15 protein-coding genes and 1 pseudogene are annotated in these 20,663 nt (G+C 32.6%); 8 read left to right on the forward strand and 8 right to left on the reverse strand.

Going from position 1 to position 20,663, the window contains the following annotated elements; translation table 11 throughout:
• Window positions 1-73: 73 nt before the first annotated feature.
• The 3 genes from fad_RS05005 (at window position 74) to fad_RS05015 (ending at window position 2,266) form a co-directional block, all read left to right on the forward strand.
• Entirely contained in the window at window positions 74-664 is a 591-nt protein-coding gene (locus fad_RS05005; RefSeq protein WP_081142346.1) for a hypothetical protein, read from the forward strand.
• Window positions 661-1,215 carry a hypothetical protein gene (locus tag fad_RS05010; RefSeq protein ID WP_236940550.1) on the forward strand — a complete coding sequence of 185 codons (555 nt, stop codon included), beginning with the start codon at window positions 661-663 and terminating at the stop codon, window positions 1,213-1,215. The genes fad_RS05005 and fad_RS05010 overlap by 4 nt, the downstream gene beginning before the upstream one ends.
• Before the next feature lie 79 nt (window positions 1,216-1,294).
• Entirely contained in the window at window positions 1,295-2,266 is a 972-nt protein-coding gene (locus fad_RS05015) for an SLAC1 family transporter (protein WP_081142348.1), read from the forward strand.
• A 47-nt stretch (window positions 2,267-2,313) separates the two neighbouring features.
• On the opposite strand, the gene fad_RS05020 is transcribed toward fad_RS05015, so the two are convergent.
• From fad_RS05020 to fad_RS05030, 3 genes are all read right to left on the reverse strand, one after another.
• Window positions 2,314-3,303, reverse strand: a complete 990-nt coding sequence (locus fad_RS05020; RefSeq protein ID WP_081142350.1) for a mannonate dehydratase — start codon at window positions 3,301-3,303, stop codon at window positions 2,314-2,316.
• Between the two features lie 64 nt (window positions 3,304-3,367).
• Window positions 3,368-4,144 carry a glucose 1-dehydrogenase gene (locus tag fad_RS05025; RefSeq protein WP_081142352.1) on the reverse strand — a complete coding sequence of 259 codons (777 nt, stop codon included), beginning with the start codon at window positions 4,142-4,144 and terminating at the stop codon, window positions 3,368-3,370.
• 263 nt (window positions 4,145-4,407) lie between these two features.
• Window positions 4,408-5,013: an acetate uptake transporter gene (locus tag fad_RS05030; protein ID WP_081142354.1), complete on the reverse strand. Its 606-nt coding sequence runs from the start codon at window positions 5,011-5,013 to the stop codon at window positions 4,408-4,410.
• Window positions 5,014-5,615: 602 nt separating this feature from the next.
• Between fad_RS05030 and acs the strand changes: the two genes are divergently transcribed.
• The 4 genes from acs to fad_RS05050 all read left to right on the forward strand — a co-directional run bounded on the left by acs (window position 5,616) and on the right by fad_RS05050 (window position 11,055).
• Window positions 5,616-7,535 (forward strand): acetate--CoA ligase, encoded by a 1,920-nt coding sequence (gene acs, locus fad_RS05035; protein ID WP_081142356.1) that lies wholly within the window; start codon window positions 5,616-5,618, stop codon window positions 7,533-7,535.
• Window positions 7,536-7,813: 278 nt separating this feature from the next.
• Window positions 7,814-8,965, forward strand: a complete 1,152-nt coding sequence (locus tag fad_RS05040) for an IS256 family transposase (protein WP_081143160.1) — start codon at window positions 7,814-7,816, stop codon at window positions 8,963-8,965.
• A gap of 135 nt (window positions 8,966-9,100) precedes the next feature.
• Complete coding sequence (locus tag fad_RS05045; RefSeq protein WP_081142358.1) at window positions 9,101-10,129, forward strand: aldo/keto reductase; 1,029 nt, start codon at window positions 9,101-9,103, stop codon at window positions 10,127-10,129.
• Between the two features lie 455 nt (window positions 10,130-10,584).
• The gene (locus fad_RS05050; RefSeq protein ID WP_081142371.1) at window positions 10,585-11,055 is read left to right on the forward strand and encodes a hypothetical protein; all 471 of its coding nucleotides are present in this window, start codon (window positions 10,585-10,587) and stop codon (window positions 11,053-11,055) included.
• 622 nt (window positions 11,056-11,677) lie between these two features.
• Here fad_RS05050 and fad_RS09580 read toward each other — a convergent pair.
• From fad_RS09580 to fad_RS05070, 4 genes and pseudogenes are all read right to left on the reverse strand, one after another.
• Window positions 11,678-12,100 (reverse strand): annotated as a pseudogene (locus fad_RS09580) (ABC transporter ATP-binding protein); the annotation flags it as partial.
• 5 nt (window positions 12,101-12,105) lie between these two features.
• Window positions 12,106-12,912, reverse strand: coding sequence for a carbohydrate ABC transporter permease (locus fad_RS05060; RefSeq protein WP_081142375.1), 807 nt, complete (start codon window positions 12,910-12,912; stop codon window positions 12,106-12,108).
• Between the two features lies 1 nt (window position 12,913).
• Entirely contained in the window at window positions 12,914-13,804 is an 891-nt protein-coding gene (locus tag fad_RS05065; RefSeq protein WP_081142377.1) for a carbohydrate ABC transporter permease, read from the reverse strand.
• Between the two features lie 6 nt (window positions 13,805-13,810).
• Window positions 13,811-15,370 carry an extracellular solute-binding protein gene (locus tag fad_RS05070; protein ID WP_081142379.1) on the reverse strand — a complete coding sequence of 520 codons (1,560 nt, stop codon included), beginning with the start codon at window positions 15,368-15,370 and terminating at the stop codon, window positions 13,811-13,813.
• 111 nt (window positions 15,371-15,481) lie between these two features.
• On the opposite strand from fad_RS05070, the gene fad_RS05075 reads away from it, so the two are divergent.
• Window positions 15,482-18,529 carry an alpha-mannosidase gene (locus tag fad_RS05075; protein ID WP_081142381.1) on the forward strand — a complete coding sequence of 1,016 codons (3,048 nt, stop codon included), beginning with the start codon at window positions 15,482-15,484 and terminating at the stop codon, window positions 18,527-18,529.
• A 240-nt stretch (window positions 18,530-18,769) separates the two neighbouring features.
• Here fad_RS05075 and fad_RS05080 read toward each other — a convergent pair whose 3' ends face one another.
• Window positions 18,770-20,623, reverse strand: a complete 1,854-nt coding sequence (locus fad_RS05080; RefSeq protein ID WP_196795578.1) for a glycoside hydrolase family 31 protein — start codon at window positions 20,621-20,623, stop codon at window positions 18,770-18,772.
• Between the last annotated feature and the right edge of the window lie 40 nt (window positions 20,624-20,663).

The raw sequence follows: 20,663 nt of genomic DNA on the forward strand, positions 1-20,663 counted from the left end.
GTTCAAATAAAAAATTGATTTTGTGATTAACCTGTTAACTAAATATCTTTATACGCATATATAATTCTACCGTGTGGTACAGAGCGAAACACATGGCATAACACTGGACAGTAGATTTAACATGAGAAATTCATTTATACGTGGATTTTCCATGCTCATAGTCCCACCAGTATTGCTTGTTATAATTTTACTTGCTCATAATTTCTATTCCCTGGAGTATTTTCACGTGGTTGCAGGATCAATGTGGACTGGAATGGATCTCATACTGGGAATATTTTTTTCCTATGTTATGAGGGGATTGGATAATTTCGAGAAAACCAGAATTTCCATGAGATTGACACCAACTATGCTATACTTTATGCCCGCAATATCAGCATCAACAATCACAGCCGGCATATATACAGCAATGGCACTACACATACCATTTTCATCTCCATATATCATAGCTGCTCTTGTTATATCTGCAATTCTCTTTATTGAAGGCATAGGGATTTTCCTGCCAAACGAACTCCGTGTTTATAACGAAATTCTACATGGTGCAAAGAACACAGAAAAAATTGTGCGGTTAACAATGTTAAACCTTAAATTATCACTGATACAGGTAATATTCCAGATTGCTATAATTTTGATTATGGCACATTTTGCGGTGGGGGTAGATTTTTGAATAATTCAAAAAATATTGGCCATGAAATACGTATGGGAGTTATTGCCCTGGTAATACCATTAATAGCATTTATAGCGGCACTTATAATTCCAGGAATTTTAATTCTTGACTATGTTCACGTTCTCTTTGGAGCCCTATGGACAGGTGTTGATGTCTTTCTTGGACTAATATTCTTTATTGTGCTTTCCGGGATGGAAGATAGAATAAGGTCTGACATTTCCTTCAGGTTAATTCCCATGCTCTTATATTTTATTCCAGCAATGTCTGTATTCACGCCTTTACTTGGATTCGCCCTTGCCATGAGGGAAAATATATTCAGGTTAGATTACCTGTTCATAGCAATCATTACAATTTCAATTGCCCTCGCAGTGGTGTCCTTTGCTGTAATAGTTCCTGCAATATACAGTATTTACAAGGGATTTAAAAGCAATAATGTTGATGAAAGCAGGAATGGGAAATTATTAATGCGTATTGCAAAGGCTGCATCCCTACAGATGGTTTTACAAATTATTATTATAAGCTTGATGGCTTATATCGTTGTATACATTTAAAATTCTAAATTACAATAATTAACTCAATGAAACGCGATCTGATATAAAGCTTTAAATGATATTTTAAATTTCTCAATAAATGGCATCAAAGAAATTTAACATACCTGTATCCGCATTTTCCTCTGTTATGGGTATGGAAATTTCCTCCATTGCATTTCATTTTCATAGATTGGCAGCTATATCGGGATTCTTAGAATACCTTGGGGTTATAGTCTATGTATTTTTAGTTTTATATTTTGTATTTATGGTGTTACACCGCAAAAAAATATTAAAGAATAAAACAATGGCCCCTGCGTCCTTCACTTTTGCGGCAGGCAGCAGCGTGCTTGGTTCTAGATTGTATATGGGCGGCTTCATATTTTTCTCAAAAATACTATTGTTAATTGCAATAATTTTCATAATTTATCTAGGTTTCCTGTTACTGGCAAAGACCATCAGAAAAAAGGAAATTCCTGAAATTTATTTTATGTTTATGCCCTTTATAGGCGTATTAAGCCTCTCAAATCTGTTCACACACCTGCATGGAGCTTTTAATCCTGCAATATCAATATGGGTTCCGGTATCACTTTTTGTCATAGGAAATCTATCATGGATTATAACAGTTTTAAGTTTTATAAATTATAGGAAATATTTCAATTATAAGAGCTTAAATGGATTTTATATGATCTATGCAGGGATATCTTCCTTAACAACGGTATCCGGAACACTGATAATAGAAAATTATGGGTTATATGGCAATAGCCTCTATGTATTGATTCATTGGATTGTAACAGTGGATTATGCCTATTCTGTGGGTTTATCCGTGTTTTTAATTCTATTTTTCATCCTGAAAATAATCAAAAACAATATTGATTTAAATTATAAAATATCTATTTGGGGAGCAGTATTCCCATTTGGCGTGCTTTCAAGTGCCACATACCTTACAGGCGAATATAACCATATAAATATCCTTTCTACCCTGTCATTATTCTATGTTTCAGTAGCATTATCCCTTATAATAATAGCAATTATACAGATTATAATTTTTCTGGGCAAAGGTAAACCCGAATAGATGAAAGAGAATTATTATTGGAAATAAAGAATATGGATGCATTATATTTATAGCCGGAATATGCTATCAATTAATCCCTTAATGTATCCTATAGAATAAATTCTTCCGGAATATGAATACCCGGGAACCAACTCAATATCCCCTTCCAGAGTTGGTGTATGGTCAACTCTCATTATACCGCTATAATTTATATCATTATATGCCCTCATGCATGCAGCCATATCGGTCCTGCCTTCATCTATCAGGCTTTCCTGGTAGTTGTATTTGTTTCCGTTTACATCCCTGAAATGCACAAAAAATATTCTGTCATTGAAATGCCTTATTTCAGAAGGAAGGTTATCAGTCATAAGGGTGAAATTACCCTGGCAGAGTGTTATGCCATTATATTTGCTTCTATTTAATTCTAAAAGTTTATCGTATGATTCTATAGAATTCATTATTCTATCAATTCCCCTGAAGTTTTCTATGGGCGGGTCGTCCGGATGCATTGCCAGCTTAACATCGTTTTCCTCAGCTACCGGGATAATATTGTCTAGAAAATATTTTAGATTTTTCCATAATGCATCTTTTCCAATTTTTCCCATCATCGGCGGTTCTATATTTTTTATGTCATTATAGTCAAAGCCAGATACATACTCACCATTTTTTCCTATAATATCTGATTTTGTTCTTGACCATCCTGATCCTGCCATCCAGTTATAGCACCAGATTTTTATGTTCAATTTGGCCATGTTTTCTATCATTTTAGAAATATAATCAATTTCTTTTTCCCTGTCGCTGTTGCCATACATAATTCCATTCATTGGGGGGTTGTCTTCAATGGCGATAAGATTTAATCCACTGTCCCGCAACATATTCATGTATTTCATCATAGGGTAGTAATCCCAGGGCTCGTCTTCTGTAGAATTTCGCCAGTCGTTATAATTCCTTGGCAATACTCCTACTGCGTCATTAACCCCTATCTGTTTTAATATTTTCCAGAATCTATCTGGTTTAGATTCAAGTATAATTTCTGCCAGTTTAAAATTCAATGCCATAATTTGTTAATGCAAATAAATTAATAAATTATCGTTGCACAACATTAATATTTATTCCAGTTTCCTATTCATCAGGTGTACTTATAGGCGCTTTTATGCTTAAACCCCCATCCACCATTATTGATGCTCCGGTTATAAAAGACGACTGGTTTGATGCCAGAAATAATACTGTATTTGCAACTTCTTCAGGCTTTCCTATTCTTCCTAAAGGATGCTGCAAACCCCATTCCCTTATTTTGTCTTTAATTTTTTCTTCATTGTTGCCGACTTCCAGAATAGCTGCTTTCCTGACCAGAGGTGTATCTATTGTAGCTGGCAATACAGCATTGCATCTTATTTCAGGGGCATAATCCAGAGCTATACTCTTTGTCAATCCTATTATCGCATGCTTTGATGTTACATATGCAGCTGCGTTTTTTGTTATAATATTTGCCTGGACTGATGAGATATTTATTATATTGCCACTGTGGTTTTTTATCATTTCTGGAATGCAGTACTTTGATACATTATAAACCCCTTTAACATTTATGTCCATAATTCGATCCCACATGCCTTCATCTGTTTTATCAAGCCTTGCATACTCTTCTATCCCTGCATTATTAACAAGAATATCTATACCATTAAATTTGGAAAGAATATTTTCAATGGTACTTTTTACATCGTTGCTACCGGAAACGTCACAATTATAGTATGTAATTCGATCATCAGTATCTTCTGGAATGTTTCTAGATATTGACATGACATTTGCCCCTTCTTCCAAAAACCTGAGGGCAATTGCTCTGCCAATGCCTTTGGAACCACCTGTAACAAGGACATTTTTACCTTTTAAATCATCATACATAGATAACAAATCTGATGAAAATATTTAAGGATGTGTTGAATTACATTTATAAAAAATCCAGGGTGAATTGTGGGGTTATTAAAATCGGGTATCGTGAATTTCATTTCTGGCATAGGAGGCAGCATAAATAGCCTTTAGCATCAATAGTCACATGGATAAATTTGTAAAGCATACTATAGTATTCTGAATCAGTTAACGGTAGTGCATTTTAATAATTAACATACAAAATAATTAAATGATTATATAAAAGATAAATAATAAATTTACTTCTTTTTACTACCTATGCCAGCCCCAAGTGGTATTCTCCCCGCATGATTACTGTTGGTAACTACGGCAAATGCAGTATATATAGCAAAGGCTGCAGCCAGTATTCCAAGATATCCTCCAATATGGGTTATTATTACAACACCTGACATTGCGCCGGCCCCCAGGAAAAAGAACGTGAGCCAGAGGAACAGGAAAGTAAACATAAGTCCCAGATTTAACCTGATTGCAGTTACAAACATATACAACGTAAATACTCCCCAGAGAAGCAATGAAACGCCAAGTGCTTCGTTAGTAACTGTAATAACACTAAAATGCGCCGCAACCTCAAGGAATACGTACCACAACCAGAATGCACCGTAAGATGAAAAGGCAACAAAACCAAATTGAGAGCCCCTTCTCATTTCCCATTGGCCTGCTATAAGCTGGGCAATGCCCCCGTAAGCAAAAGCGAAGGAAATTGCCATGCCAGTTCCACCCTTTGACCCAATAATTCCGGCATTGACAAAGCTGAGCATAAATGTTGTCAGCGCAAAGCCAGTTAATCCAAGTGGTGCAGGGTCTACCTTAAAAACCGTTCCAAATACATTTTCAGTTTCATCCATATTTACACTCCTTTATTTGCAACAATTCAACTTGACTGTTGCAGTTTACGAAATCAATCATTATTTGTATAAAAATTTATTGTATTGTACGTTACTATATTTCTATTGTTTTTTATAGCTTATATTAGTTCTCATTATCCCACCTTCTCTGTGTTTCATAATACTATAAGGGCATCTGCAGCTAGCCAGGAGCATATTACATGATCAACGAACTTAAATTGAGAACTGGAAATCCAAACCTCATATCTCTTATTCTCAAAGGCACTTGCCAATATCAATCAATTTATATGAGATACACTAATATTCAGCATAAAATTCAGTCTCTGCTAGTAGTAGTTTAAAATTTATGATTATGGGTGAACAGTGCGTAACAATATTCAGCTTACATTTTATTTTGAAAAATTTACTGGAGACGAATTACACCGGGAACCTAATAACTAATTATCCTCATATAGGTTGAATGGAGGAAAATTGTATAAGTAAGTGTTAGGGCAGAATACGTGTAAACGAGAAAAATTTACAAAAATTATCTGGCTATTGACGTATTTATTTATATAGTCTATTTCACAAAATTTAAATATGTGTCAATCCTATATTTATCTATGAAAGATACTTTGCCAATGGATGAAAAATACAAAGTGCACATGAGCAAATACTTTGAAGAATACGAAAGGTCTTTAAAAGATGTTAACGGATTCTGGAATGAAAATGGACGGATAATAGACTGGTTTAAGCCGTTTGATAAAGTACTTGATGACTCTAAAAAACCATTTTACCGCTGGTTTATCAATGGAAAAACTAATCTATCATATAATTGCCTTGACAGGCACATACAGAACGAGAAACGGAACAAAGTAGCGTTTATATGGGTTCCGGAGAGAGGAGAGGAAAAGGTTGTAACATATTTTGGATTATACAGGAGGGTCAATGCATTTGCAAGGGGATTATTAAACCTCGGTGTAAAAAAGGGAGATAAAATTACAATATACATGCCTATGATCCTTGAAGCACCAATAGCAATGCTGGCGTGTGCAAGAATAGGTGCGGTATTTAATGTTGTATTCTCCGGTTTCGGTGAACAGGCCCTGGCTGAGAGAATAAATAATTCAAATTCTAAAACAATTATAACTGCTGATGGAGGATATAGAAAGGGGAATATTATACAGCTAAAAAATATTGTTGATAAGGCTATAGACCTTAGCAATGGTGTGGACAATGTCATTGTAGTAAAAAACACACATACAGAAATAGACATGGAGCCGGACCGTGATTATTACTATGATGATATTATAGAAGATGGATATGTAGAGCCCGAGCAAATGGATTCAAATGACCCATTATTTATTCTGTATACCTCAGGAACTACCGGAAAGCCCAAAGGTATTTTACATGCCAACGGAGGATATCCTGTCTGGATTGCCAATACATTAAAATGGGCATTTAATCCGAAAGACGAGGATAGGTGGTGGTGTGCTGCTGATATTGGATGGATCACCGGGCATAGCTATATAGTGTTTGCACCTTTATTGTTAGGTTTAACATCTGTAATGTATGAAGGAGCTATAGATTATCCAAAGCCAGACAGGATGTGGGAGATTATTGAAAGATATGGCGTTAACCTTCTATATACATCACCAACGGCAATAAGGCTGTTAATGAAATACGGAGAAAAATACCCGTTGTCACATGACCTGTCTTCCTTAAAAACCCTGGGCACTGTTGGTGAACCTATAAATCCTGCAGCATGGCACTGGTACTATGAAGTAATTGGAAAGAGCAGATGCCCTATAATTGATACCTACTGGCAAACAGAAACAGGCGGTTTTACAATATCACCCTCTGCCAGGCTGGGATTGCCCGATCTAAAGCCGGGTTCGGCCACGTTCCCTATGCCCGGTATAGATGCGGAAATCCTGGATGAAAATGGGAAAAATGTAAAGCCAGGGGAAAAGGGGTATATAGTAATTAAAAAGCCATGGCCCGGATTGATGCTCACCGTGAATAATGATGATAAAAGGTACATTGACACATATTTCTCAAAATTCAAGGGCAAATATTTTATGGGTGACTATGCCATTCAGGATGATGATGGATATTACTGGCTTCTGGGCAGATCGGATGAAGTTTTGAAGGTATCCGGGCACAGGATTGGTACGATTGAAGTTGAGGACGGTTTAGTATCCATGAAGGAAATAGCTGAAGCAGCTGTATTTGGCAAACCGGATACAGTAAAAGGAGATACCATCGTTGCATTTGCAACATTAAAAGATGGATATGAAAAATCCCCTGAATTAATAGAGAATATTAAAAAAAGGATAAGGAATAATCTCGGCCCAATTATGGTTCCGGAGGAAATTCACATAGTGAGTACAGTGCCGAAAACCAGAAGTGGAAAAATAATGAGGCGAGTAATTAAGGCAGTTTACCTGGATCAATTGCCCGGAGATATCAGCACACTGGAAAATGAAGCATCTGTTGAAGAAATAAAAAGGGCAGTGGACATTATAAAGAAAGGAGAGTGATTTGGGAAAAAATAAATCATTCCCCTTAAACCATGAACCATTGGGTTTATTCCATTGTGTTTAGTGCCCTTTTAAGGTTTCTGCCTATTCCAGGTATTCTATGATTTGCTTACCCAGTTTTGTATCTGAATATAATTGACATACCGGACTCTGCTATCATGATATTCTTTATCTTTTTGTTCTCTTTATGATTTATATGTAGTCATATTCAAAGATAGTGTAAGTAATTGTCTGTAAATTATAAATGGCCTTGCATAATTTAGATTGGGGTGAAAAAAATGCAAGACCAATTAGAAGTAATAAAAGAAAAGATAAAAAGTTATGGATTGAACAGAGAAAATATGAGGGATTTAAAGAAGTGGATCCTGAATGATCTCATGAATGAGGAAGCAGAAGAGCAAATAAATGCATCCAGGTATGAGAGAAATAGTAATAGAAAGGATTACAGGAATGGGTATAAGCAGAGATCATTATTGACAACAGATGGAAAGATTATACTGGATAAGCCACAGTTCAGGGAAACATCTTTCCATACAGCTGTATTTGACAATTATTCAAGGGTAGAGAGAGCTGTAGAATCCATTATACTGGAATCATACCTTAGTGGAGTTTCTACAAGGAATGTGAATAAGGTAGTAAAATCCTTAGATGTACAGGTATCACCATCCTATGTATCGTCATTATACTCAAGGCTTGATAAAACAGTAAATGAATTCCTTGAAAGGAAGATAGATGGAGTATATAAATTCATATACATAGATGGTACATACCTTAAAATAAGGAATAATGGAAGGTACAGGAATAAGGCCATCTATATCTGTGTAGGAATTAACAGTGATGGATATAGAGAGATATTAGGTGCAAGAATATATGATTCTGAAACTGAAATACAGTGGGAATTATTCTTTGATGATCTGAAAAACAGGGGATTAAATAGTGTTGAAATGGTAATATCAGATGGAAATAAGGGTATTAGAGAAGCAGTTAAACAGTCATTTCCTGGTGCTTCATGGCAATACTGCCATGTACACTTTATGAGGAATTTAAGGAAATTAATGGGAAAACAGCAATGGAAAGATATATCATTGCTGGTAAAGCGGGCACTGGATAATCCTGATATACTCCCTGTACTGCAGGATAAGCTTGTTGATAAAGGATTGGATAAATGTTCTACTATGTTTGACAGATACTATGATTCATTATACAACTATAGATCATTCAATACAAATATACAGGGGCTTAGAAGACTAAGAGTATCCAATACCATAGAAAGATTGAATGCAGAAATAAAAAGAAGGACTAAGAAAATAGGTGCATTTCCATCTGATGATTCTGCAATGAGATTAGCAGGTTCTATAATGATGGACATAAATGAGGAGTATGTAACAGGAAGAAAATATATAAATATGGAGGAGATTAACAGAGAGTAAGGCTATTTACAATTTACAGAAAATAATGTACATTATCTATTCAAAAAGGATTAACAATAAATTATGTATTACTTTTCTGTGGCCTGCAATTATCCGGTATCCCAAGTATTAAATAGGGATTATAAATTTTATTTAATGAAATATGTTAATGTTGGAAATTCTGGATTAAAAGTTTCTACAGTGGCCATAGGTACATGGCACCTGCCAGGATCAGGACAATTTGTTAATAAGGTTGAATCTGTAGATGAAGAAGAATTTAAGAAAATTTTCAAGAAAGCTTATGATTTAGGCATAAATTTCTATGATACAGCAGATATTTACCATGGAAGAGTGGAACATAATGAGGATTGCATAGAATGCACAGGCAACTCGGAAAGGGTTCTTGGTAATATTTTAAAAGATTATGATAGGGAATCACTGGTTATATCTACAAAGGTAGCTGGACCTATGAATTATTATGTTAATTCATCCGGTCTATCCAGAAAACATATACTGCATGGCATTAAAAGTTCACTGGAGAGGCTAAAAACAGATTATGTGGATTTATACCAGTTCCACTGGTCAGATAACGATACTCCATTAATAGAGACTTTAAAGGCAATGAGCCATACCGTCGACCTTGACCTATCCAGGTATATAGGGATGAGCAATGTTAATGCCTGTGATATTCCGGAATTTATGAATTTATCTGAAAAATATAATTTAAATAATTTTATAACAATGCAGGAGGCTTATAATATACTTGACAGGAAAATTGAGAATGATAAGATTCTATATGCACAGAGATACAACTTAGGCTTGCTTGCATATATACCCCTTGATCAGGGGATACTTGCAGGGAAGTACTTAAACAATTACGGAAAAGGTTCCAGAATTACATACTATTCTGGGTTACAAAATGAAATAGATAGAACATTGAATACAGTAAAAAAATTAAAGGAATTTGCTGATGAAAATGATATTACATTATCCCAGCTCGCCATAGCATGGCTATTAAATAGAGGTAGAGAATTAAATATTAAAATTATACCGCTACTGGGAATAACAAACATAAAATATCTGGATGACAATATAAATGCACTGAATGTGAACTTAAAAACTGAAGATATGAAATATATAAATGAATTATCCAGTGCTTATACTAATGACAACATGGGCCATTAGTTTAAGAAAAATAAAACAAGTTTAGGAAGGCATATATTCATTCAGTGGTTTAAATCACAGAGTTCAATCAACATTACATGGTCATTGCCGTAAGGGGGTTATAGTTAAAGCTATTATACAAAGTTAAAGGAAAAAATAAAAATTAAAAATAAGACCATAAATAGGTATGATATGTGAAATATTAGATGCAATAATCAAATAGAGATATTGTTCAGAACTTAATGGTATTCTGTTCGACTATTAAAGAAGTGCGGAGAGTTAGTAAAATTCTCTTATATTTTTAGCATTTAATTTGATGATCTGTATATCTGTTGTATATTCACCGGGTAGAGCAAATAGATTCCTTTTAGAATTAATGCTATTATTTGAGATGAGATTTAACTTTTTGTCGAATTTTTACATCATTCAATTTTTGCTATCGTTACCTTTTTATATGTATATACATTCTTTTAGTGATGTTCAATTATAGAAAAGTTATTGCCACACTTATCACTTTTATACTTGTATTTATAATTATAATGTCAGGTTACATTTATTATCATAATTTTGATGAAAATAATAACAAGATATATAATGACTCGATAAGTAAGATAAATGTGGGACAAATAGGGATTGATTATAATTATACCAAAATTATTTTTCCAAATACTGTAAATTCCAATTCAAATTTTAATATTATAATACTTTTTAATTCAAATATTTCAATCAAATATATATATACTCAAACTTCAGGGTTTTGTGTTTCAGAATGGTCATTTCATTATGGTTCCTATACAGAAAATGGCACTACACAGGGAGAATTTATAGGCTCTGTTGCAGAAAATATAGGAATATTAAATATAACCATTAAGGCTCCTGATCATTATTATAATGGATACATTTCATTGCATCTTGTTGGCAATGTTCCTGAAACAGTTATTTATTAATATTATCACCTTTTTCATTAAATACATGACATTTATTTAAGTTAAAGTATACAGGAATTTCTTTCCCTATACTTATATCACTTTCTTCTGTAATTATTTTTATTTCCTTATCACTTCCTGCCATCCCTATTATTAATGTGCGCGATCCAAGTAATTCCGAAATTTTAGGTACAATTTTTCCTTCTATATCATCATCATTTTGTTTATGTAAATATATATTTTCTGGCCTTACGCCTAATGTAATGTTCTTATCTTCTGAATTTAATTTAAACTGAATTGAGCATTCGCCTTCATATATATTTCCATTTTTTCTGCATGAAAGCATATTCATTTCAGGATCACCAAGGAAAGTTGCAATATACTCATTTACTGGATTGTTATAGATATCTATTGGCTTACCATATTGTTCTAATAACCCATTGTGCAGAATTCCTATATGATCGCCAAGAGACATCGCTTCCATCTGATCATGAGTTACATAAATAAATGTTCTATTCAGTTCTTCCTGCATCAATTTTAACTCATTCCTAATTTTTGACCTTATATTTGCGTCCAAATTGCTTAGTGGCTCATCCAGTAAAAATATTTTTGGGTCACGTACAAGCGCCCTTCCAAGTGCAATTCTTTGGGCCTGGCCCCCGGATAATTCTCGCGGGTATCTGTCAAGTAATGTTGTAATATCAAGCGTCTTTGCGACTTCATTTACAATTCTTATTATGCTTTCTTTCTTGTAATTTAACATTTTTAATGGGAACGCCATATTTTTAAACACTGTCATATGGGGATATAACGCGTAATTTTGAAAAACCATAGCAACCCCACGTTCTACCGGTGACAATTGATTAACAGCATTGTTGTCAAATAGGATTTTGCCACTATCCATTGTATCCAGACCGGCGAGTATATTTAATGTTGTTGATTTCCCTGATCCGGAAGAACCAAGTAATACAAAGAATTCTCCGTTTTCTATATCAAAATTCAAACCTTTCAATACTGGAACTTTTCCGTATGATTTGTATACATCTATTACTTTTACATCTGCCATTTAAATCACCCTTTGACTCCTCCTGATAATGCTTTTATCATATATTTCTGGGAGAATATATATAATATAATAGCTGGAATAGTATATATTATAGAAAATGCTGCTAGTTCGTTATACTGTACGTTATATGCACCAAAGAAACTGTATATTTCAACAGATATGGGAAACAAATGCGTCGATGAAAGTAAGATATATGGAACATAAAAGTTTCCCCAGTTAATAACAAAATTCAGTATTATCAGAACAGCCATAATTGGCATAGCAAGCGGCAAAAAGATATAGAGCATAGACTTCAAATTAGATGCACCGTCTATATATGATGCCTTTTCTATAGCCTGAGGTATCTGGTCAAATGAATTTTTTAATATCCATATGTCTATTGGCACATTTAAGACCCCTAAAAATAATATTACTCCAATTATATTATTATACAATGATTCTTTGACATAAAATACATATTCAGGTATTAATAATGAAAATACTGGAAATCCGGTTAGAAGTAATATACCTAGTAGCAAAGGTAATCTAAATCTAAATCTTTTTCTAGAAAAAATATAGGCAGGACCTATAGCAAATAAAATCGACAAAAAAGTCCCTCCAAATGACTGTATTAATCCTTCGTATATTGAATTGATAAATATTTTATTTGTTAATACAGAGTAAAAGGGTTTTAAAGTGTAATAGGATGGGAAGGTAAGCCCGACATTATTTAAAGGGCTAAAGGCCTCAACAATTAGCCATATAAATGGGATTACAAATAAAATGCCTAATAATGACAAAACGATATATGTTAATAATTTATTTAATTTCATTTTAGTTCACCTTAATAAATTTAAGATATATTAAAGAAAGACCTAGGGCTATTATTATTATAATTACTCCGATAGCATTTGCCAGACCAAGTGAAAATAGGGAAAAAGCTGTATTGTACTGATAAATTGTAAGCAACTCCGTACTACCAGCAGGTCCTCCGGCAGTAAGAACATATATCAATGTAAAAGTTCCAAATGTGAATAACGTAATTAATAACAAATCAGTTATTATACTTTTTTTCAAAAGAGGGAATATTATAGAGAAAAACCTTCTAAAAGGTTTTGCGCCATCAACATAAGATGCTTTTATTATCGATGGGTCAATTCCTTGAATTCCTCCAAGAAATATTAGTACAGAAAAACCGAGACCGATCCATATATTAGCTATAATGATAGAATATAATGCATTGTGAATTGAGAGGAAATTTATAGAGTGCAATCCGAAACCGGTCAGTATAAAATTTATTGTCCCATCTGGTATGTAACTCAATGTACTGTACCACATAATTCCCGCTGTAACCTGTGGTGTGGCCCATGCAATAAGTATAACTGTAGTTACTACTATCTTAAAATATTTCTGAGTCAATGTTATTAAATAGGCTATTATAGAGCCCAGAAACATTTGCCCGATTATTGCTGAAAAAATCAAAAATATGATTGTAATATATATTGATTTCAAAAATAAGTGACTTGTAAATAATTCCTTGTAGTTAGTAAATTCCGTAAAAGCATAATGGCTAATATCATATAGAGATAAATTTGTAAATGAATATTTTATCGATAAGAATATTGGATATATAAAAAATATGAGCAAATAAACGAAAGATGGTACTAATATTAAAAAAATTGCGTTCTTTTTAAAATTAAATTTATTTTTAGCAAACTGTTGCATTTAGTTTCACCATAATAAATAACTTAACAGTGATAAAGACACATCCGAATATAAATTGGACATATAGTTGAACTGATTATTTCCGGTATCGTGTGAATTTATACTGAAATATGGTGTATAGGGTGTAGTAGCCACAACGCTAGTTCCACCTACTGCAGATACAAGCAAAGAATTGTATACTGTTGCGGCATGCGAAACACTATAATGAGCGCTAACAATATCACCCATTACTTGCTGGAGCGCATCTGAAACCTTGGGATATGCTGCAACAGGAGGCCTATAACTACCATATTTAAGTATATTCGTATAAAATGTATCCAGTGAAGGAGCAGTGGGCATAAGTTTTGCGAAATTTGTATTGTTTACAGCGTTTTTAGCTGTTGGTAGTCCACCAGCTAAAGCCTGACCGGGTTCATTTATTAGTATCTGATTTGATGTATTGTCCAGTGCAGTCATAAAGGAAGCAACTAATGGTTTTTCAGACGAAGGTGTGCCATTGTACATAGCCCAACCCCAGCCACCTACCATTGTATTGAATCCGGGTGCCTGACCGCTAGATGTGGGTATCATTGCAACACCTATATATTTGGTGAAGTTGTTTATTGGATGTTGTGCTCCTGGCGCCCATTGATATCCATACATCCAGCTACCATCTATAGCTATTGCTAATTTTCCCTGCTGTAAATCTTGACCTGCGGTTATATATGGTGTGGAACTTAATGCAGATGTTGCAAGACCTTCATCAAAAACTGTTTTATAGAATCCAAAAGTTTCATTTAAACCGTTACTGTACCCGACCCATTTATGATCTGTGAAGTTATATAGCCCGCTTCCAGTGCCGTATAATAAGCCTTCAAATCCTGTAAATGATGATGCTTCATCTCCTTTACTTCCCTCATATATGTTTAATGGAATTAAACTACTATCAGTAGGAACGAGAGTGTTATTTACCTTTTGTGCAGCGTCTATTATCTGAGTCCAGTTTGTTGGTTGCCATGTTGTATTGCTGGATGATATTACACCCGCCTTCTGTAATAATGTTATATTGTAATATATCAAAGTATCTGTGACCTGTGCAGGTAAACCATAATATGTTCCATTAATAGTCATCTGCCCTAATGCAGAGGGGAAAACATTGTCAAAGACAGTCGAATTTACATATGAATTTAGTGGTGATAATATTCCTTCGTGCTGATATGTTGCTGTATAAAACATATCCTCTAACATGACGGAGGGCGCGGTAGAGGAAGATGAAGTTAATAAATCTAATTTTGTATAATATTGACCTTCACTACTTGCCCCAGATGGACCTACAAACTTTATTGTAACATTTGGATGCGCTGCTTGCCAGCTTTGTGTTGCATTGTTTATAAAATCTTCCCAATCCTGGGTAGAAGATGAATAAACAGGCGCTGCTATTGAAATTGTTTCCTGTTTTGCCGGATGTTGAAATGTTGAATAATAGTAAATAAGTCCACCACTAATTATTGCGACAATAACAATGATTATAACCACATACGTCCAAACTTTTCCTTTTGGTTTAATATCGGGATTACTACTTTGCATACCAGATTTATACAAATGTTATATATAATTGTTTTGCTGAATACAATAATAGTTATATTATAGTTGGGTAATATGTAAATAAGTTTAAATAATTAAATTAGATAAGTTTTCATGTTCAAAACCAATAACAAGTTAATAATATCTAGAAGATTATATGAAATTATATCTTTAAGCATAATAGACGTACAAATTATAGATCATGTAAAGCTAAATAATAATGATATAAAATTACCCTACTCAACTTTTCAAAATCCCGATGACATTAATAATTTTTCCTTTGAAGTAAATTTGGATAAACTGGAGGATAATTATAAATACTTACTATCAGTAGAAATATCAGGAAATGCAGAATTAATTATTGATGGAATACTTGACCAATCAATAGATGCTGGCCATACATATTCAATATTTAACGGGCCAAAAAGGGAATTTATACTCAGAACAGGAAGCAGGGAATTATTTGGAAGGAACCAGTGGGATTTAAGTATAAAATCTATAAAAATAATAACAATTAATTATACATTGTTTCAAATTGGCATGGAATTGTTACAGTTATATAATTATGCGAATACAATGGGAAGATCTAAAAACAAAATTTACAATAGTATGTTAAAGTATCTGTCAACAGTATATGAATCTCCAAATATAGAGCAAATTACAGGACTGGCTGCTGTGCTTCTGAATAAAAAACATAAAGAATTAATAGATTTTTTATCTGATATATATGGTTACCCCGTACTTAATAAAACCATTACAGATTATAATAGAAACAAAATTAACATGGACAGATATAATAACATATTAGATGAGATTGCTAAAACAATAAACGAGATTAGTGATAGTAAATATAAAAATAATACAATGTTTACTTTCGGTCATTGTCATATAGATGTTGCCTGGTTGTGGCCATATTCTGAAACTGTAAGGAAAATACAGAGATCTTTTTCAAACGTCTTAAAACTTTACGATATGGATTTTAATTTTGCCTTTGCACAGAGTACAGCATTATACTACTATGAAATAGAAAAGAATAATAAATCCATTTTTAATAAGATTAAGAAATTGGTTAAAGAAGATAAATGGATTCCCGTTGGTGGCATGTGGGTTGAATCTGATACTAATTTAATAAGAGGAGAATCACTGGCTCGCCAGTTATTATACGGGCAGAGCTATTTTATGGAAGCTTTTAACAGATATGCCAGGATAGCATGGTTGCCTGATACTTTTGGTTTCTCTGGCCAATTGCCACAGTTGTTTGTTAAATCAGGTATGAATGCCTTTGTTACACATAAACCAATGTGGAACGACACAACCGAGTTTCCATACCATTGTTTTAAGTGGTCTGGAATCGATAATACTTCAATTATGACGAGTATATCCAGTTTAGGTTATAATGAAAACCTGGATTTTGATTCTATTATCAATGCATGTAAATTAAATAAAAATAGTGACCTGCCAATTACATATTTATATGGATATGGTGATGGTGGTGGAGGACCTGATATAGAAATGATGTTAAAGCTAAATCAGGCTAAACATTCAGAATTTATGCCCCGGGTCAAGAGCAGTTTTAATGAGCAGGATTATATTAGCAACCTTGATAAGTTTAATGATAAAATGCCCACTTACAATGGTGAAATTTATCTTGAAAATCACCGTGGAGTTTATACTACAAATCATGAGATTAAAAAATTTGTTGCAACCCTTGAAGATAAATTATCAATGCTTGAATTTTTAAATTCTATGAATTATGGGTCTGCAACACAGAGAAATAACACAAAAAATCTGTGGTACAATTTACTGAAGGCACAGTTTCATGATATATTGCCAGGTTCAGCCTATTATTATGCATATGAAGAAGAATTTACTGAACTGGATAATTTAAATGAAGAGATAGATAAAATTACAATAATAGCGATAAAGATATTTATAGAAAATAAAAATATCAAGAAAGGTTTGATTGCCATAAACAATAGCCAGTATAGCTTTACTGGATATCTGGAAATAGACAGCTCAAATTTACCCTCCGAGATGCCAGGAAATGGAGTAATACATACTATGGATAAGGACTTTGTTTTAATAAACGTACCCGCATTAGGTTTTGCTACAGTTGATCAAAGTGCTGAAGATAATAAATTTCAAAATCCAGTAAAAATTAGAAATGTAAAAGGTAAATATATAGTACAGAATGCAAAATTAAAGTTAATAATTAATTCTAAAGGTATTATCTCATTTTTTCACAATAATAAAAAATATATCAAAAATGGAAACATAATCAGAATATACAATGACGTACCATCAAATTTTGATGCCTGGAATATAGATGTTCAAAATATAAAAAATGATATGCATATGGAAGAGATAAAAACTGATATTAGAATAATTTCAGAGAACACAATAGGCGTTATTGAAATTAAAAGAACATTTGAAGATAGTTCCTTTATAATACAGAAAATAATAGTAAAACCTGACTCAGATATCGTGGAATTTGAAAATACAGCTATACTGAATAACAGGGAAAAACTTGTTAAGGTTCTATTCGAACCGGGTTTCACTACAGATTATATTAGAAGGGAAATACCTTTCGGGTATGTGAGGATGAAATTAGATAGTGCAAATGAAAAAACACATTTTGAATTCCCTGCATTGAGATATGTAGACTACAGCGATAACGACCATGGATTCTCAATAGTATCAAGAGAGTCTCATGGATACAGCTTTATTAGCAATAAACTGGGTATAAGTATCGGGAAAACGCCATTATATCCAAACCCATTCTCCGATAGAAACGGGATTAAAGAAAAATTTTATGTGTGCCTGCATGATAGGAACTATAATATTTATAAAGAAGCAAATTTTATATTTAATCCTGTAAAACTCTACAATAATAAGTACGATGGTAACAAGAAAAAGGAGAGATTGCTCAACTTTTCAGGAGATGATATAATCCTGGAAAATATAAAGATCTCTGAAAACGAACAGGGTTTAATAGCCAGATTTTACAATTGTTCTGATAAAATTTCAAACTTTGAATTGAAAATTCCTGATAAAGACATTTATGAAACAGATATACTTGAAAACAACAAAATCAAAATTGACAAAAATATCATCTTTAAACCCTTTGAAATAAAAACACTGTTAATAGAAAAAATTCACTAAGCTCCCATCACGCATAAACTATTATTTCTATTTACTACTTAATATTCTTCTAATGACTCTGGATGAGAACAGCAAGGCATTATCATGTAAATAATATATATGGAAATTGAAAGATTCATAGTCCCTTAATAATCTATTATCTTTGTATATAACCTGATTTTTATGTCAAAAGGAAATTACAGATAAATGTATAGATATATTTAAAGCCACAAGTTATTAAAGTATGATATCACATTACTATTAAAAATAAACAACCTCATAATCTAATGCTATACTGCTTTTTAATTCTTTTCCATCAAATTCTATATTTATCTCTTTATTGTTTTTAAATAATATCATCTTTGATTTTCCGAAAACAATTAATTTATTTTTTATAAGTAACATAGAATTCTTTCTTAGATATAAGGGATATTTTTCATCACTTTTAATATACTGGTTTCCTGAAATAATAGAAGAATTGTTTATATTTAACCAGCTTCCTGATGGGATATATAATTGTCTTTCATTGCCATAAATTTGTGGTGCATACAACAAATTACCTATGATGTATTCATCATCTATATAATATGCATTCATGTCATTAAAATCATAATAAAATAGTGGTTTAATAACAGGAAATCCATATAAATGTGATTCATATATTATTGAATATATATAATCAATTAATTCATATCTTTTATTAATAGATTCTACGATCTGGTCTCTATAAAATTCTGGTAACTTAAATATTTCCTGATCATTTGAAAATTTATCTTTGTGGTTTCTATAAAATGGAAATAGTAATGCCATTTTATAATATTTGCTGATCAGTTCAGGCGATGATTCTCCCATGAATCCACCGAGGTCACAACCACATACACTTACCCCTGATAAATTTAAAGACACTACCATTGAAATTTGCAATTTTAAATCGTCTTCGCTTGAAGTATTGTCACCGGTCCAGACTGCAGCATATTTTTCAATACCGGCATAACCCGATCTTGAGACGATGAAAACGTCATCTTTTATCTCTTTCATTGCCTCATATGTGGCTTTCACCTGGAAATATGAATACGCATTATGTAAGTATCTATGTTCTATTTTTTTATTGTCTATGTTATGCAGAGCATCCGGCTGTATAGTTTTAAACTCATTGAACAAAGAAGGCTCATTCATATCCAGCCATATGCCATCTGTATTTTTCATAAAATGTTTAATTTCCCCTTTCCACCATTTAATAGCATCTTGGTTAAAAAAATCTGGCATGGCTGAATTTCCAGGCCATAGATTTGATGTGTATATTTCACCGTTTTTGTTTTCTATATAATGGCCTAAGCCATTTTTAAAAACATTATAATCTTGGCTAATTTTAACGCCCGGGTCAATTATTGTTACCAATTTTACATCCCTTTTATGCAAGTTATCTAATAATCTTTTATTGTCCGGGAATTTATTTTTATCAAATGTAAATATTTTAAATTTGTCCATATAATCAATATCTAAATAAATAGCAGAAACGTCTATATATTTTTTATAGTTATCTATTATACTATAAACTTCTTCTTCTGGATAATAACTATATCTTGATATTTGATGTTTTATAGCCCATAACGGTGGCATAAATGTTTTGCCAATTAAACCCGTAAATTTCTTATATAAATCATCAAAATTATTAGACTCGAAAATATATATTTCACAGGATTTATTGTATATTTTAATTGTTAACTTATCATATTCTTTTATTCCGATGTCTATATCAATTTTTGAGACAGAGTTTATGAATATCCCGCTTATATTTTCAGAAATGGAGATTAAAAATGGTATGGATAAATATAAAGGGTCATCATATCTTTTGTAACCATTTGGGTCTGAGTTGTACATTGTGAACTTATGCCTGTTTTTTAATACACTGTATGCTTTTTCTCCTAATCCTACAATTTTCTCATTTTGTGTTAATTTTTTCTTTAAAATTATATACTGATCTTCACAGGATATATCAAAAATAGTATTATTACTCTCCTTTAAATCATCACTATTAAAATTGATTAAGGGCTCATCATTGTTTATTATAATTTTTGTATAATTATCCCCTTTTAAAGTCTTTATTGCAGGCATCATTCCAAAATATATATTAATAATATAAATATATATGCAT

The organism is Ferroplasma acidiphilum (genome assembly GCF_002078355.1).
In the GTDB taxonomy this organism is placed as follows: Archaea; Thermoplasmatota; Thermoplasmata; order Thermoplasmatales; family Thermoplasmataceae; genus Ferroplasma; species Ferroplasma acidiphilum.

Coding starts and splice junctions, on each gene's coding strand:
- fad_RS05015 (WP_081142348.1), top strand. CDS start 1,295: ATGGCATCAAAGAAATTTAACATACCTGTATCCGCATTTTCCTCTGTT.
- fad_RS05020 (WP_081142350.1), bottom strand. CDS start 3,303: ATGGCATTGAATTTTAAACTGGCAGAAATTATACTTGAATCTAAACCA.
- fad_RS05025 (WP_081142352.1), bottom strand. CDS start 4,144: ATGTATGATGATTTAAAAGGTAAAAATGTCCTTGTTACAGGTGGTTCC.
- fad_RS05030 (WP_081142354.1), bottom strand. CDS start 5,013: ATGGATGAAACTGAAAATGTATTTGGAACGGTTTTTAAGGTAGACCCT.
- acs (WP_081142356.1), top strand. CDS start 5,616: ATGAAAGATACTTTGCCAATGGATGAAAAATACAAAGTGCACATGAGC.
- fad_RS05040 (WP_081143160.1), top strand. CDS start 7,814: ATGCAAGACCAATTAGAAGTAATAAAAGAAAAGATAAAAAGTTATGGA.
- fad_RS05045 (WP_081142358.1), top strand. CDS start 9,101: ATGAAATATGTTAATGTTGGAAATTCTGGATTAAAAGTTTCTACAGTG.
- fad_RS05050 (WP_081142371.1), top strand. CDS start 10,585: ATGTTCAATTATAGAAAAGTTATTGCCACACTTATCACTTTTATACTT.
- fad_RS05060 (WP_081142375.1), bottom strand. CDS start 12,912: ATGAAATTAAATAAATTATTAACATATATCGTTTTGTCATTATTAGGC.
- fad_RS05065 (WP_081142377.1), bottom strand. CDS start 13,804: ATGCAACAGTTTGCTAAAAATAAATTTAATTTTAAAAAGAACGCAATT.
- fad_RS05070 (WP_081142379.1), bottom strand. CDS start 15,370: ATGCAAAGTAGTAATCCCGATATTAAACCAAAAGGAAAAGTTTGGACG.
- fad_RS05075 (WP_081142381.1), top strand. CDS start 15,482: ATGTTCAAAACCAATAACAAGTTAATAATATCTAGAAGATTATATGAA.
- fad_RS05080 (WP_196795578.1), bottom strand. CDS start 20,623: ATGCCTGCAATAAAGACTTTAAAAGGGGATAATTATACAAAAATTATA.